The organism is Oceanomicrobium pacificus (assembly GCF_009833495.1).
GTDB lineage: Bacteria > Pseudomonadota > Alphaproteobacteria > Rhodobacterales > Rhodobacteraceae > Oceanomicrobium > Oceanomicrobium pacificus.
The window spans coordinates 201,083-215,501 of record NZ_WUWG01000006.1; the positions used below are offsets into that span (position 1 = coordinate 201,083).

15 protein-coding genes are annotated in these 14,419 nt (G+C 67.1%); 6 read left to right on the top strand and 9 right to left on the bottom strand.

Translation table 11 applies throughout. The features are described 5' to 3' along the window. Positions 1-21: 21 nt before the first annotated feature. Complete coding sequence (lepA, locus tag GSH16_RS14030; RefSeq protein WP_160856174.1) at positions 22-1,821, bottom strand: translation elongation factor 4; 1,800 nt, start codon at positions 1,819-1,821, stop codon at positions 22-24. 164 nt (positions 1,822-1,985) lie between these two features. On the opposite strand from lepA, the gene GSH16_RS14035 reads away from it, so the two are divergent. Then, complete coding sequence (locus tag GSH16_RS14035; RefSeq protein WP_160856176.1) at positions 1,986-2,306, top strand: hypothetical protein; 321 nt, start codon at positions 1,986-1,988, stop codon at positions 2,304-2,306. A 10-nt stretch (positions 2,307-2,316) separates the two neighbouring features. Here GSH16_RS14035 and GSH16_RS14040 read toward each other — a convergent pair whose 3' ends face one another. The 6 genes from GSH16_RS14040 to rpmB form a co-directional block, all read right to left on the bottom strand. Then, the gene (locus tag GSH16_RS14040; RefSeq protein WP_160856178.1) at positions 2,317-2,982 is read right to left on the bottom strand and encodes a hypothetical protein; all 666 of its coding nucleotides are present in this window, start codon (positions 2,980-2,982) and stop codon (positions 2,317-2,319) included. Further along, positions 2,979-3,755: a DUF2092 domain-containing protein gene (locus GSH16_RS14045; protein WP_160856180.1), complete on the bottom strand. Its 777-nt coding sequence runs from the start codon at positions 3,753-3,755 to the stop codon at positions 2,979-2,981. Before GSH16_RS14045 ends, GSH16_RS14040 begins: the two co-directional genes overlap by 4 nt. 42 nt (positions 3,756-3,797) lie before the next feature. After that, entirely contained in the window at positions 3,798-4,256 is a 459-nt protein-coding gene (locus GSH16_RS14050) for a low molecular weight protein-tyrosine-phosphatase (protein WP_328803241.1), read from the bottom strand. 104 nt (positions 4,257-4,360) lie between these two features. Then, positions 4,361-4,837, bottom strand: a complete 477-nt coding sequence (locus GSH16_RS14055; RefSeq protein ID WP_160856182.1) for a copper chaperone PCu(A)C — start codon at positions 4,835-4,837, stop codon at positions 4,361-4,363. Positions 4,838-4,879: 42 nt separating this feature from the next. Next, positions 4,880-5,224: a hypothetical protein gene (locus GSH16_RS14060; protein WP_160856184.1), complete on the bottom strand. Its 345-nt coding sequence runs from the start codon at positions 5,222-5,224 to the stop codon at positions 4,880-4,882. Positions 5,225-5,328: 104 nt separating this feature from the next. Beyond that, positions 5,329-5,616, bottom strand: a complete 288-nt coding sequence (gene rpmB / locus GSH16_RS14065; protein ID WP_160856186.1) for a 50S ribosomal protein L28 — start codon at positions 5,614-5,616, stop codon at positions 5,329-5,331. 279 nt (positions 5,617-5,895) lie between these two features. On the opposite strand from rpmB, the gene GSH16_RS14070 reads away from it, so the two are divergent. Then, positions 5,896-6,624 (top strand): ThuA domain-containing protein, encoded by a 729-nt coding sequence (locus tag GSH16_RS14070; RefSeq protein ID WP_160856188.1) that lies wholly within the window; start codon positions 5,896-5,898, stop codon positions 6,622-6,624. A 28-nt stretch (positions 6,625-6,652) separates the two neighbouring features. On the opposite strand, the gene meaB is transcribed toward GSH16_RS14070, so the two are convergent. Beyond that, positions 6,653-7,660, bottom strand: a complete 1,008-nt coding sequence (gene meaB / locus GSH16_RS14075) for a methylmalonyl Co-A mutase-associated GTPase MeaB (RefSeq protein WP_160856190.1) — start codon at positions 7,658-7,660, stop codon at positions 6,653-6,655. 110 nt (positions 7,661-7,770) lie between these two features. Between meaB and GSH16_RS14080 the strand changes: the two genes are divergently transcribed. From GSH16_RS14080 to GSH16_RS14090, 3 genes are all read left to right on the top strand, one after another. Continuing rightward, positions 7,771-8,502 (top strand): DUF3108 domain-containing protein, encoded by a 732-nt coding sequence (locus GSH16_RS14080; protein ID WP_160856192.1) that lies wholly within the window; start codon positions 7,771-7,773, stop codon positions 8,500-8,502. Between the two features lie 45 nt (positions 8,503-8,547). Then, the gene (hrpB, locus tag GSH16_RS14085) at positions 8,548-11,082 is read left to right on the top strand and encodes an ATP-dependent helicase HrpB (protein WP_160856256.1); all 2,535 of its coding nucleotides are present in this window, start codon (positions 8,548-8,550) and stop codon (positions 11,080-11,082) included. Positions 11,083-11,224: 142 nt separating this feature from the next. Further along, positions 11,225-12,655, top strand: a complete 1,431-nt coding sequence (locus GSH16_RS14090) for a Glu/Leu/Phe/Val family dehydrogenase (RefSeq protein WP_160856194.1) — start codon at positions 11,225-11,227, stop codon at positions 12,653-12,655. An 18-nt stretch (positions 12,656-12,673) separates the two neighbouring features. Here GSH16_RS14090 and GSH16_RS14095 read toward each other — a convergent pair whose 3' ends face one another. Continuing rightward, positions 12,674-13,210: a hypothetical protein gene (locus GSH16_RS14095; protein WP_160856196.1), complete on the bottom strand. Its 537-nt coding sequence runs from the start codon at positions 13,208-13,210 to the stop codon at positions 12,674-12,676. Positions 13,211-13,427: 217 nt separating this feature from the next. Here GSH16_RS14095 and GSH16_RS14100 point away from each other — a divergent pair, with 217 nt between their 5' ends. After that, positions 13,428-14,339: a pirin family protein gene (locus GSH16_RS14100; RefSeq protein ID WP_160856198.1), complete on the top strand. Its 912-nt coding sequence runs from the start codon at positions 13,428-13,430 to the stop codon at positions 14,337-14,339. The last annotated feature ends 80 nt before the right edge of the window (positions 14,340-14,419 follow it).

The following is a 14,419-nucleotide window of genomic DNA, read 5'->3' on the forward strand; positions in this document are numbered from 1 at the left end:
CCGCAAGACCGTCTGCGGGGCTTACTCGTCCATTTTCAGCGCGTTGATGAAAGCCGATTGCGGGATCTCGACGCGGCCGAACTGGCGCATCTTCTTCTTGCCCGCCTTCTGCTTCTCCAAGAGCTTCTTCTTGCGCGTCACGTCGCCGCCGTAACATTTGGCGGTCACGTCCTTGCGCAGCGCCGAGATGGTTTCACGCGCGATGATCCGGCCGCCGATGGCCGCCTGGATCGGGATCTTGAACATATGCTGCGGGATCAGTTCCTTCAGCTTGGCGCACATCACACGCCCGCGGGCTTCCGCGCGGGCGCGGTGCACCATCACCGACAATGCGTCCACCGGCTCGTCATTGACGAGGATCTGCATCTTCACCAGCTGGTCCTGCGCATAGCCGATCATCTGGTAGTCGAAGCTGGCATAGCCCTTCGTCACCGATTTCAGACGGTCGTAGAAATCGAACACGACCTCGTTGAGCGGCAGGTCGTAGACCACCATCGCGCGGCTGCCCGCATAGGTCAGATCCAGCTGGATGCCGCGCCGGTCCTGACAGAGTTTCAGCACATCGCCCAGATAGTCGTCGGGCACGAGGATGGTCGCCTTGATCCGCGGCTCTTCGATCCGGTCGACATGGACCGCCTCGGGCATGTCGGCGGGATTGTGCATCTCGATCATCGTGCCGTCGGTCTTGTAGACGTGATAGATCACGCTCGGCGCGGTGGTGATCAGGTCGATCCCGTATTCCCGCTCCAGTCGGTCGCGGATCACCTCCAGATGCAGAAGCCCAAGGAAGCCGCAGCGGAAGCCGAAGCCGAGCGCGGCGGAGGTTTCCATCTCGTAGGAGAAGCTCGCATCGTTGAGCGCCAGCTTCTCGATCGCGTCGCGCAGGTCCTCGAACTCGGCGCTGTCGACCGGGAAGAGGCCGCAGAAAACGACCGGCTGGGCCGGCTGAAAGCCGGGCAGGGGCGTCTCGGCCCCCTTTTTCTCATGCGTGATCGTGTCGCCGACCCGGGTGTCGCGCACCTGTTTGATGCTGGCGGTCAGGAAGCCCAGCTCGCCCGGCCCCAGACGGTCCACCGGCAACATGCCGGGCTTGAAGACGCCGACCCGGTCCACCGGGTAGACGGCGCCGGTCTGCATCATCCGGATCCGGTCGCTCTTTTTCAGCACCCCGTCCATGACGCGCACCAGCACGACGACGCCGAGATAGGCGTCATACCAGCTGTCGACGAGCATGGCTTTCAGTGGTGCGTCGGCATTGCCCTTCGGGGCGGGCAGGCGGGTCACGATGGCTTCCAGCACATCGCCGATGCCGAGCCCGGTCTTGGCCGAGATTTCCACGGCGTCGGACGCATCGATGCCGATAACATCCTCGATCTGTTCCTTCACCCGCTCCGGTTCGGCCGCAGGCAGGTCGATCTTGTTGAGGACGGGCACGATCTCGTGGTCGGCCTCGATCGCCTGATAGACATTGGCGAGCGTCTGGGCTTCCACGCCCTGGCTGGCATCGACAACCAGAAGCGAGCCTTCGACCGCCTTCATCGAGCGGGACACCTCGTAGGCGAAATCGACATGGCCGGGCGTGTCGATCAGGTTCAGCACATAGTCCTGCCCGTCGGCGGCGCGATAGTCGATGCGCACGGTCTGCGCCTTGATCGTGATGCCGCGTTCGCGCTCGATATCCATGCTGTCGAGCAGCTGTTCCTTCATCTCCCGGTCCTGCACGGTGCCGGTGGACTGGATCAGACGGTCGGCCAGCGTCGACTTGCCATGGTCGATATGCGCGACGATCGAAAAATTGCGGATCTGTGAAAGCTCGGTCATGGCATCGGCATATGCGGGGGAAAACCGGTCCCGTCAAGCGCGCGAGAGGCGAATTTGAACGGTTGGCGGATTCCTTTTGAAGCCGGTCCGTGCTAAGTTCCGCTTCCAACGGGTCCGGTCGTGGCCCGGACATGTGAAAGAGCAGTCAGTTACAGGTGTATCCCATGATCCGAACCACCAGGGGTCTGGCCTTCTGCCTTGTCATCGGCATGACCGCAACAGGCGGTTCCCAGCCCGTTTCCGCCGCGAATATCGCCCGCGCCTGCCTCGCGTCCGACCGGTCCCCCGGGGCCGAGGTCTGCGCCTGTGCGCAATCGGTCGCCAATCAGGTGCTGACACGGTCCGACCAGAACAAGGCCGTCAAGATCATCGCCGAGCCGGACAAGTTCATCGACTACAAATATTCCAAGAGCGCCAACGCCAAGGCCTTCCTCGAGCGCTACAAGGTCTGGGGCGAGATGGCGTCGAAGATCTGCGGCACCTGAGGCGCAGGCCTCAGGACACCAGAACGTAGATGAGCGTGCCGTCATAGAATGTCGGCGCGTAGACGGCGTCGCCGCAGATGTAGCGCAATTCGCCCGATCCGGTCGCGCCTTCCTGACAGCCTTCGGGCAGTTCGTCGATATAGACGAAGGAACCCGACGGCAGCGTGACGAAGAAATACCAGCCCCATGCCGGCGACCAGTAATAGCGGCCCCAGCGCGGATGGGGCGGCCGCTGGTAGGGCGGCTTGTGATAGGGTGGGCGGTAGCCGGGCGGCCTGCGCCCCGCGGGTGAGAAACCGGGCGGCCGAGGATCGCCGGGCCGGACGATCGGTCCGGGACCGGGATTGAAGCCGGGTTTCTGCGGCTCCGGCGGGCGGATGCCCGGTCGGTCGGGCGGCTCCGGGCGCGGCGGTCGCGTCTCGGGCGGGGGCGCCGGCAAGGGGGCAGGACGTGTCGTGGGGCGGGTTCCGGGGCGCACGGGCGGACGGGACGGGCGCGACGGGCGGCTGAAGCCCGGTTTGGCACCGGCACCGCCGCCCGGAGGCCGGTGGCCCTCGAAACCGCCACCTCCGGCGGCAAAGCCGCTGCGGGCATGAACCGGGGCCGTCACCGGGGGCAGGGGCGCGCCGAGACCGGCCACCAGTAGACAAAGGATCGGCAGGCGAAGCTTGGTCATTGCGCCCCTCCACCGTCAGCAGTTGATGGCGTCAGCATCGGCACGATCCGTAGGTCCGGATCGTCGGGCGGTGCAAAGAGCGCTGCGGGCACCTGTCGCACGAAATCCCAGCCGGAGAACTCGACGCGATATTGCGGCCAGCCCTGCTCGTGGGTGCGCGTGGTGACGAGCAGCACGGGCAGGGGCGGCGTGCTGCGGGACAGGAAAAGCTGCCAGTCGGCCTCATACTGGGTGAAGGCCAGATGCCAGACCGGCTGGCCCTTCCATTCGGTCGGGCCGAGCAGTGCCGCGCCGGTCAGACCTTCGGGCAGGCGGCTGGCCAGATCGGGCGTCAGAAATTCCTGTAAGGGTAAGTCCATGCCGAACCGCTCCCGCGCAGCGCTGGCGAGCGTTTCGAGCGTGCCGTCGAGCGGTGCGGTCGCCAGCAGGTTCCGGTCGCTGTCGATCAGCGAGAGGGTCGCCCCGTCAAAGCGCAATTCCTGCCGCAATCCCGCTTCGCCATGCATGATCCGGACCCGGTCGGGCCGCGCGATCTGGGTGGCGCCGTCGCGGAAGGCGGTGATCTTCTCGCGCCCGTCCGCGACTGTCTCATAGGCGACGTGCCAGCGGAAGCCGAGCCGCGGCGCGGCATCAAGCGCGGCGGCGGCTTCGTCCAGAAGCGCCATGGCATCCGGATCGAGCGCGGGCGCCTCCTGTGCGGAAAGCGGCACCGCGGCCACGAGGCCGAGCAGAAGCGCGGCCGTCGGTGCGGGCTGATGTGCAAACGGGATCATGGGTCGAGCCTAGCGGGGCCGGGCCGTCGCTGGCAACTCTGCTCAGCGGCCGGCCTTGAGGCGCGCGACCCACCCGTCGGCCGCCGCTTCGATCAGGTCGAGCACATGGTCGAACCGGTCGTCATAATAGGGGTCGGGCACGGATCGGCCGGCCGTCTCCGGCGCGCCATCGAGAAAAAGCGCGATCCGGTCATGCGCCTCGGGTGGCAAAAGGCGCCGCAAATCGGCGGCATTCTGGTCGTCCATGGCAAGGATCAGATCGAAGCGGCCGTCCCCTTGGACGACTTGCCGCGCACGCTGGCGGCTCAGATCATATCCCCGCGCCGCTGCGGCGGCCTGCGCGCGCCTGTCTGGCGGATGGCCAACATGCCAGCCGCCGGTGCCCGCACTGTCGACCTCCAGCGCCAGACCGGCCTCTTCGGCCCGTGTCCGCAGGACGGCTTCGGCTGTCGGGCTGCGGCAGATATTTCCAAGGCAGACGCAGAGCACGGAGACTGTCACGGGCAGGGTCCCTTCAACCGGTCGGTGGACGCCCGCACATCAACAAAAAACCTGCGGCACGTCCGGCGCACCGCAGGCTGCAGGTCTGGCTCTGTCAGGTCAAGTCAGTGGCCGGTGTGGCCGCCATGCCCGTGACCCGCCGCATCGGCACTGCGGGCGCTGTCGACGGGGATCTCGACGGTCAGTTCGCCGGCTTTCTCGAAGACGAGCGTCACGGTGACGGTTTCGCCATCGGGCAACGGCTTGGTCAGCCCCATGAACATCACATGGTTGCCGCCGCGCTGGAGCAGGACCGCGCCACCGGCGGGAATCTCGATCCCGTCTTCCAGTTGAACCATGCGGGCAACACCGTCCTGCATCACATGGGTGTGCAACTCGGTCTTCTTGGCCACGTCGCTGCGAGCGTCGATGAGCCTATCGGCCGTGTCGCCGGGGTTCCTGATTTCGAAAAAGGCGGCGCCGGCCTTGGCAACCGGGCTGGCGACGCGCGCATAGGCGTCATGGATCATCAGGTCGGCTGCGGCGAGCGGCAGGGCGGACAGGAAAAGCGCGGCAGTGGCCGCGAGGCTTGTGCGTTTCATTGTCGAAACTCCGGGTCTGAATTGGGGTTGGAGGGGTAAGGTTCAGACCGGGAACGGGGGCGCGCGGGCGCTGGCGTCGGGCGCCGGGGCGGCCTTCGACGCGACGAAGAGGCGGGGCAGGTGCTGCTGGGGCGCCGGACCGGCCGGGATGGATGCAGCCGCTGCAGCACAGCTGCCATCGGCGGTGCCAAGGCAGCAGATCTCGCAGTCATGGTCGGGAGCGGGCGGCGCGAACGGGTCGTCCATGACCACGCTGCGCATCTCGCCACCGATGCACAGCACCATCATCGTGCCCGCAGCACCGCGTGCCATGACAAGCCCGGTCTGCCCGATCAGCATCAGGCAGAGCAGCAGGAGCGTCGCGGCGATACGGGGCGTGCGGGTCATGGGGGCAGGGTATAGCAGGCGGCCGGTTCAGCGGCGCCGTGACCAAACGCAGCAGCCCCGCCGGTTGCCCGGCGGGGCCGTCAAATCCGTCAGAGCGGGCGGGATCAGGCGGTTGCCTGGGCCTTTGCCACGTCTTTCTTGATCTTCAGGGCCTTGGCGGACAGTTCCGCATCTTTGGCCTTGGCGAGGAAGGCATCAAGCCCGCCCCGGTGATCGACACTGCGCAGCGCGGCGGCCGAAACACGCAGCTGGAAGCTGCGGCCGAGCGTTTCGCTCTGCAGGGTCACATCGTTCAGGTTCGGCAGGAAGCGACGCTTGGTCTTGTTGTTGGCGTGGCTGACATTGTTGCCCACCAAAACGCCCTTGCCGGTCAGTTCGCAGCGACGAGACATTGTGCTGTCCTTAATTCTGTTGTTCACGAGGGTGCCGGGCGCCGTCAGGCACCGCACCGGAAATCCGAAGCCGCCTTCTACGCAGGAAGGGGGGGGAGGTCAAGGGGACAGGGTGAGGAATCTCGGGCGATGGCCATACGCTGCCGCCGGGCGGGCCGCACCGCGCCGATTTCACCCCTAAACGCGCGTCTTGCAAGTGGAAATGCGTTGCGTTCACGCCTAGTCTGCGCCGCAAAGCCCCGCCCGCGAGCGGGAGCGCGACATGGCAGGGAGAGAATCATGAGCAAATCCGCATTGATCGTCTGGGGCGGCTGGGACGGGCACGAGCCCGACAAGGTCGCCGCCCTGTGCGCGCAGATCCTGCGGGATGCCGGCATCACCGCCGAGGTGGCGGACAGTCTCGATGCTTTTGCCGACGCGGACCGTCTCGCGGCGCTCGACCTGATCGTTCCGGTCTGGACCATGGGCACGATCGACAAGGCGCTGGTGGAGAATGTAAGCGAGGCCGTCGCGGGCGGCACCGGGCTTGCGGGCTGTCATGGCGGCATGTGCGACGCGTTTCGCGATCAGGTGCTCTGGCAGTTCATGACCGGCGCCAACTGGGTCGCCCATCCGGGCGGCGACGGGGTCGATTACCGTGTGAACATCCGTGCGGGATCGAGCCCGCTTGTCGACGGGATCGGCGATTTCGATGTCAGTTCGGAGCAATATTACCTGCATGTCGATCCGGCCAACGAGGTGCTGGCCACGACCCGCTTCCCCACCACGCGCTGGTATCACAGCGCCAATGGCGAAGTGGATGTGCCGGTCGTCTGGACCCGTCGTTGGGGCGCTGGCCGGGTCTATTACAACGCGCTCGGCCACAAGGCGGATGTGATCGACCACGGGCCGGCGCTGGAGCTGATGCGGCGCGGCCTGCTCTGGGCGGCCGAGAGCAAGGCCGCCGCACGCGCGGCGGGGCTCAGCCGTGACACATTCGCGGCCGCAAGCGCCAAGGGCAACTACTGACGGTTCAGGTTCAGGTGTTGCGCGCGGCCTAGCCAGAGAGGCGTGCGCGCAAGGCGTCTAGCAGGTCGGCAGCGGCAGCGTCGGGCGCGGCGCCGTCGGCCACCGCGCGGGCGCTGTCGGCCAGTTTCGCGCGCAGGTCCTCGTCGCTGTCGAGAAGATCGCGCAGGCCGGCATCCACTTCATCGCGGAACCAGCCCAGATCCTGCGTCCGGCGCCGCTCCGCCAGCACGCCCTGCTTCCGACGCCAGTTGAAAAGGGTTTCCAGTTCCGACCGCGCCTCCGCGAGGCCGGCGCCCGTCATGGCCGAGACCGTCCGCACCTTGGGAAATCCGTCCGGGTCGATCGGTCGGTGCCGCATCAGGCGGAGCGCGCCGGCATAGTCGGCCGCCGCGCGCTCGGCCTCGGCCTTCAGCGCGCCATCGGCCTTGTTGACGAGCACCAGATCGGCCATTTCCATGATCCCGCGCTTCACGCCCTGCAACTCGTCCCCGCCAGCCGGCGCGAGCAGGAGCAGGAACAGATCGGTCATGTTCGCGACCATGGTTTCCGACTGGCCGACGCCGACCGTCTCGATCAGCACCAGATCGAATCCGGCGGCCTCGCAGAGACGGACGGCTTCCCGCGTGCGCCGGGCCACGCCGCCGAGCGTTCGGTTGGAGGGACTCGGCCGGATATAGGCGCCCGTGTGTCGGCTGAGCCGGTCCATCCGCGTCTTGTCGCCAAGGATCGAGCCGCCCGAGACCCCGGATGACGGATCGACAGCGAGCACTGCGACCCGCAGCCCGTCATCGGCGAGCATCAGCCCGAAACTTTCAATGAATGTGGATTTGCCGACCCCCGGCGTGCCGGTCAGTCCGAGCCGCATGGCTGGCCGGCCCAAGGCGGGCAGGGCGGCCAGAAGGGCACGTGCCTCCGCCCGGTGATCGGGGCGGGTCGATTCCACGAGCGTGATGCCCTTGGACAGCGCGCGACGGTCACCTGCAGCGATGCGGGCCGCCAGTTCTGCCATGTCGCGCACGCCTGTCGTCAAAGTCATCTGCCCGGCCTGTTCATGTCGGAATGTTACGGTGATTTGACTTCTTTGCCTGCCGCCGCTCGATTATGTCCAGTAGGCAAAGTCATTTTTTAGATATTTTGGGGGTCCGCATGTCGCGACCGAGGGGATTGATACCGGCTTTGGCGCTCGGGGGCGCCCTGGCCCTTGCCGGACTACCGGCCAGCGCCAACGAGAGCCAGCGCTACGAGGTATATCTGGGCGGGCTGAAGGCCGGTGACATGCAGCTTGAGGCGCAGGAAAGCGGGTCGAGCTATTCGGTGCGCGGCCGGATGCAGCCGGGCGGGGTGCTCGGCTATATGGTCAAGTTCCTCTTTCAGGGACAGGCGCAGGGCGGGCTGACAGGGGCCGGTTCCGTGCGCCCCGCCCGCTATGAAGGCAAGTCGCAGACCCGCGGGCGCAACAACAACGTGCTCATCGAATTCGGGCCGAATGCGCCGCGCAACGTGGTCCTGAATCCGAAGCCGAAACCGCGTCCCTACAGGCTTGATCCGACCGCACAGCGCAATGTGGTGGACCCGCTATCCACTGCCTATGACGCGCTGCGTGCCCGCCCGCGGGGCCAGATCTGCAATCGCAGCTGGACGGTGTTCGACGGGCTGAAAACCAGCCGCGTGACGCTGAGCCGCCCGCGGCAGGAAAGCGGTGCGGTCCTGTGCGACGGAAGCCTGAGCCGTGTGGGCGGCTATTCCCCCAAGGACATGGCAGAGGCCAAGAGCTTCCCCTTCACCATCCATTACGTCGATGCGGGCGACGGCACGATGAAGGTCAGCAAATTCGTGACCCGCTCGATTTTCGGCACCATTGTCGCGCATCGCCGCTAGGCTGCCGGGTTGCCGCGCGTGGCGCCGTCCTGCTATCGGCAGGCGATGAGCCGCGCGACCAATCCGTCCGATCCTGTCCTGCCCATCGAGGCGTGCCTGCCCGCGCTTGGCGCGGCCCTGCAGGATCGCGGCCGGGCCGTGTTGCAGGCGCCGCCGGGCGCGGGCAAGACGACCCGTGTGCCGCTGTTTCTTGACGATGCGGGCCTTGTCGGTGGGCGGATCATCATGCTGGAGCCGCGGCGCGTGGCGGCCCGCGCGGCGGCCGGTCGTCTGGCGGACCTGCGTGGTGAGGCCCCCGGGGAAAGCGTCGGCTACCGGATGCGGGGCGAGACCGCGATCGGTCCATCGACCAAGATCGAGGTGGTCACCGAGGGCGTGCTGACACGGATGATCCAGTCCGACCCGGAACTGGCCGGCGTCGGATGCCTGATCTTCGACGAGTTTCACGAACGCTCTCTCACCGCTGATCTGGGGCTGGCGCTGGCGCTTGATCTCGCGGATGCGCTGCGGCCGGACCTGAAGCTTCTGGTCATGTCCGCCACGCTTGATGCCGCACCGGTGGCGGCGCTGATGGGCGACGTGCCGCTTGTCACATCCGAAGGTCGCGCTTTTCCGGTCGAGACCGTCCACCTTTCCCGGCCGCTGCCCGCCGGCCACCGCGACCGCCGGCACCTGCCAGCCCATGTGGCCGATCTGGTTGCAACGGCGGCGGCAACGGAGGAGGGCGGCATCCTGACTTTCCTTCCGGGGCGGTACGAGATCGACGCGGTTGCCCGCCTGTTGCGTGACCGGCTGGGGCCCGGGGACCGGATCGAGTTGCTGCACGGGTCATTGCCCTTCGCCGATCAGAAAGCTGTGCTGCGCCCGCGCAGTGACGGCGGGCGGAAAATCGTTCTGTCGACAGCGATTGCGGAGACCTCGGTCACCATTCCCGACATTCGCGTGGTCGTCGATGCCGGCATGGCGCGGCGGGCGCGTTTCGATCCGGGCACCGGCATGTCGCGGCTCGTGACCGAACGGGTTTCACGGGCCGAGGCCGAACAGCGGCGGGGGCGTGCGGGCCGCGTCGCGCCCGGGCGATGCTATCGGCTCTGGGCGGCGGCCGAGGAAGGTGCGCTGCCCGCTTTCGCGCCGCCCGAGATCCTGCGCGAAGACCTCACCGGCATGATGCTCGATCTTGCCCAATGGGGCGCGGCCGATCCGGCGGACCTGCCATTGCTGACCGCGCCCCCTACGGAGAGCGTCGCGCGGGCCCGTGCGCTCTTGCGCGATCTCGGCGCTCTTGATCCGCGGGGCGGTGTGACGCCGCACGGGCGGGCGATGGCGCGCCTGCCGGTCCATCCGCGTCTCGCCCATATGCTTCTGTCCGCGGCTGGCACGCGGCGCCGCGATCTGGCCGTCGATCTGGCGGCGCTTCTGGAACATCGCGATCCGTTGCGCGGCAGCGGTGGCCGGCCGCCTGCCGATATTGCCCTGCGCCTGTCGGCACTGCGTGATCCGAAACGGCTGGAGGCCGAGACCCCCTACCGGGTGGACCGTGCGGCCCGCGCGCAGATCGTGCAGGACCGGAAGCGGCTGGCGGCCCGTGTGCCGGAGGGCGAAGCTGAAGGACCGTCCCTCGGCGGGCTGTTGTCGCTGGCCTATCCCGACCGGATCGCGGCGCGCCGCCCGGGCGATGCGCCGCGCTTCCACCTGTCGGGCGGGTCGGGCGCTGCGCTGGACCCCGGCGATGCGCTGGCCCATGAGCCCATGCTCGCCGTGGCAGGTCTGGAAGGGGACCGCCGCGAGGCGCGGATTCTGCTGGCCGCGCCCGCGTCGTCCGACGAGGTGCGGCGCCTGCATTGCGCACGCGAGACCCGCCATGATATCTGCCGCTGGGACGCGCGGCATGGCCGGGTCGAGGCGCGGCGCGAGACCCGGATCGGGGCCCTGAAACTGGAGGACGCGCCCTGGACCGACCCGCCCGCGGATCAACTGCTCTCCGCGCAGATCGACGGGGTCCGTGCGCTCGGCCTGTCCGCGCTCGGCTGGGGCAAACTGGCCCTGCGGTTTCTAGACCGCGCGCGCTGGCTGGCGGCACGGGGTGCGGACCTGCCCGACCTGTCCGAGGCGGCGCTGCTTGAGGTGGCGGACGACTGGCTGGCCCCTGCGATGGGCGGGGCCCGCACGCGGGAGGCGCTGTCCAAAATCGATCCCGGTGACGCGCTGCGCGCCTGGATCGGCTGGGACCGGCTGCAGGAGATCGACAGGTTGGCGCCTGCGTCCATCACTGCGCCGACCGGAACGGTCCTGCCGATCGACTATGGCGGGGATGCGCCCTCCGTGTCGGTCCGGCTGCAGGAAATGTTCGGTCTGACGGTCCATCCGGTGATCGGGCCGGACCGTCTGCCGCTCTCGATCGCGCTTCTGTCGCCGGCGCAGCGGCCGGTCCAGATCACGTCGGACCTGCCGGGTTTCTGGGCATCGAGCTATGCCGATGTGCGCCGCGATCTGCGCGGCCGCTATCCGCGCCACCCCTGGCCCGAAGACCCGGCCGCGGCCCCGCCGACCCGGCGCGCCAAGCCCCGCTCGCAGAAATAGCCCGGTGCGGCCGGCGGTGCCGCGCCCTGCGCGCCCGCACGGTGCGGCCCACACGCAAAGGTGGCTGGCAATCCCGCGCCGAGGGTCTAAGGTGAAGGGGAATTCACTGTCGCAGAATGCAGGATTTCGAGGGGATATAGCGATGCAAAATCAAGGCGAACCGACATTCCGCCAATCGGTGGACATCATGTTCAACCGCGCGGTCAAGCTGATGGGCCTGCCGCCCGGGTTGGAGCAGAAGATTCGGGTCTGCAACGCGACCTATACGGTGCGCTTCGGGGTGCGCCTGCGCGGCGATATCCACACATTTGTCGGCTACCGCTCCGTCCATTCGGAACATATGGAGCCGGTCAAGGGCGGCATCCGCTATGCCATGTCGGTCAATCAGGACGAGGTGGAGGCGCTCGCGGCGCTGATGACCTACAAATGCGCGCTCGTGGAAACCCCGTTCGGGGGCTCGAAAGGCGGGCTCTGCATCGATCCGCGCGAATGGAACGAGCATGAGCTGGAACTCATCACCCGCCGGTTTGCCTACGAGTTGGCCAAGCGCGACCTGATCAACCCGGCACAGAATGTGCCGGCGCCCGACATGGGCACCGGCGAGCGGGAAATGGCCTGGATTGCCGACCAGTACCGCCGGATGAACACGACCGACATCAATGCCGCTGCTTGCGTCACCGGCAAGCCGCTCAATGCGGGCGGGATCGCGGGCCGCGTGGAGGCCACAGGCCGTGGCGTGCAATATGCGCTGCGCGAATTCTTCCGCCATCCCGAGGATGTGGCGGCCGCAAAGATGGAGGGCAAGCTCGACGGCAAGCGGGTCATCGTGCAGGGGCTCGGCAATGTGGGCTATCACGCGGCGGCATTCCTCAGCCAGGAAGATGGCGCGCTCATCACCGGCGTGATCGAGCGCGACGGGGCGATCGTGAACCCCAAGGGCATCGACGTGGATGCGCTGCGCGACCATATCGCGGAGCATGGCGGGGTCGCGAGCTTCACCGGCGGGGCCTATGTGAAAGACGGCGCCAAAGTGCTTGAGGAGGAATGCGATATCCTCATCCCGGCCGCGCTCGAAGGGGTCATCAACCTAACCAATGCGGGCAACATCAAAGCGCCGCTCATCATCGAGGCCGCCAACGGGCCGATCACCTCGGGGGCGGACGAGATCCTGCGCAAGCGCGGCACGGTCATCATCCCCGACATGTATGCCAATGCGGGCGGTGTCACGGTCTCCTATTTCGAATGGGTCAAGAACCTGAGCCACATCCGTTTCGGCCGGCTGCAGCGGCGGCAGGAAGAAGCCCGCCACCAGTTGCTCGTCGACGAGATCGAGCGGATCGCGGCGGCAGGCGGCGACAATTTCGGGCTGAGCGCGCATTTCAAACGCGATTATCTGCGCGGTGCGGGCGAGCTGGAACTGGTGCGCTCGGGCCTCGATGACACGATGCGCGCGGCCTACAATTCGATGCGCGAGGTCTGGCACGAACGCGAGGATGTGCATGACCTCCGGGTCGCGGCCTATCTGGTTTCAATTGACCGGGTAGCGAAATCCTACACGTCGAAAGGGCTCTGAACGGGGCTCATCGCTGCGTCAACTGTCGGGCGGGGTGTCCGCGCCGCCCATCAGAAGGTCCGCGCCGCGCTCGGACAGCAGGATCGTGATCGCGTCGGCCATTTCCTTGCCCTGACGGGCCGAGGTGGTGCCGCCGATCCCTGCGCGCGTATGGAACCGCCACCAAAGGCCCGGTGCCCAGACCCGGGGCATCGGCTCTTTCAGGCGCAACAGGAACCCATTGGACGGTTTGAAAGAGAAAAAGCCCCGGTCCACGTCGCGGATCTGGTCGAGCCGGCAGATCTCGGTCCCGTCGGTGAGGTGCAGCCCCTCCGACGTCAGCAAGATCCCCTGCGCCGTCGCCCGCCAGAGCCGCCAGCCTTGCCAGAGCGCGCCGGCGCCGAAAAGGATCAGCGTCACGAGGCCGAGGAGTTCCTGCGGCGGATGGGCGGCGGCAATGTAGAGCAGCAGCAGTCCGAGGCCGCCCAGCATGGCGACGCCGAAATAGCGGCGGTTCTGCGAGACGTCGAGGCGGGCAAAGACCTTGGGCGCGGTCGTGGTCGTCTGGGGCTCCATGAGGCTCCTTCTGCGCCCCGCAAGTGTGCGGCGCGGTCGTCTGGTCAAGTTGCGGTCCGTGTTTGATGCCGGCGCCGCGGGGTCAGTCTTAACGGGCGGCAAGGCGTTGCAAAAGGGGGCTGTTGCGATTCCGGAGACAGAGCGTTTTCCGCGCTTGCGTCGACAAAAGCCCGATCAGGGCCCATTTATCTGGAAACCGGAAACAAAGGGGATAGCCATGTCTTTCCGACCAGTGAAAAGCGAACGTGTTGCCCAGCCGACCCTCGAAGGGGCGGGCGTGCATCTGCACCGGGCCTTCGGCTTCGGGGATCCGAGCGAGCTCGACCCGTTCCTGCTCTTCGACGATTTCCGCAACGATGTGCCCGAAGCCTTCATGAAAGGGTTTCCGTGGCACCCGCATCGCGGGATCGAGACGATCACCTATGTTCTGAACGGGTCGGTGGACCATGGCGACAGCCTTGGCAACAGCGGCACGCTCGGGGCGGGCGACGTGCAGTGGATGACTGCGGGCTCTGGGATCATGCATCAGGAGATGCCCAAGGGAAATGCCAAGGGCCAGATGCACGGGTTTCAGCTCTGGGCCAACCTGCCGTCGAGCCAGAAGATGGTCGCGCCGCGCTATCAGGATGTGCGGGGGTCGGACATTCCCGAGATCATCGATGATGACGGAACGCGGGTGAAAGTGATCGTCGGCACCTTCTGGGGCAAGACCGGACCTGTGGACGGGATTGCGGCCGAGCCGGTCTATCTGGACATCTATGTGCCGCCGGGCGTGAAGAAGACCCTGCCGGTCGACACCTATGCCCATGCTTTCGCCTATGTGTTTGACGGGTCCGCGAATTTCCGCGACGCCTCCAACCCCTACGGCGTTCGGGTGGAGAAGGAATATCGCGGCGAGGAGCTGAACATTCGCGACCTGTCGGGCAACCGGACGCTCGTCCAGTTCGACACGGGCGACGAGATCACCGTGACGGCCGGTCCGCAGGGCGTGCGGTTCTTGCTCGTCTCGGGCCGTCCGATCCGCGAACCCGTCGCATGGCACGGGCCGATCGTGATGAACACGCGGGCCGAACTGATGCAGGCCATGCAGGAACTGCGCAACGGCACGTTCATCAAGGCCGAACATTGAAGCAGCGCGCGGCGGGACGGGGATCGACCCCGGCCCGCCGCGGCGCGCCCTCTGCGCGGACCCGCGCGCCCGTTTATTCC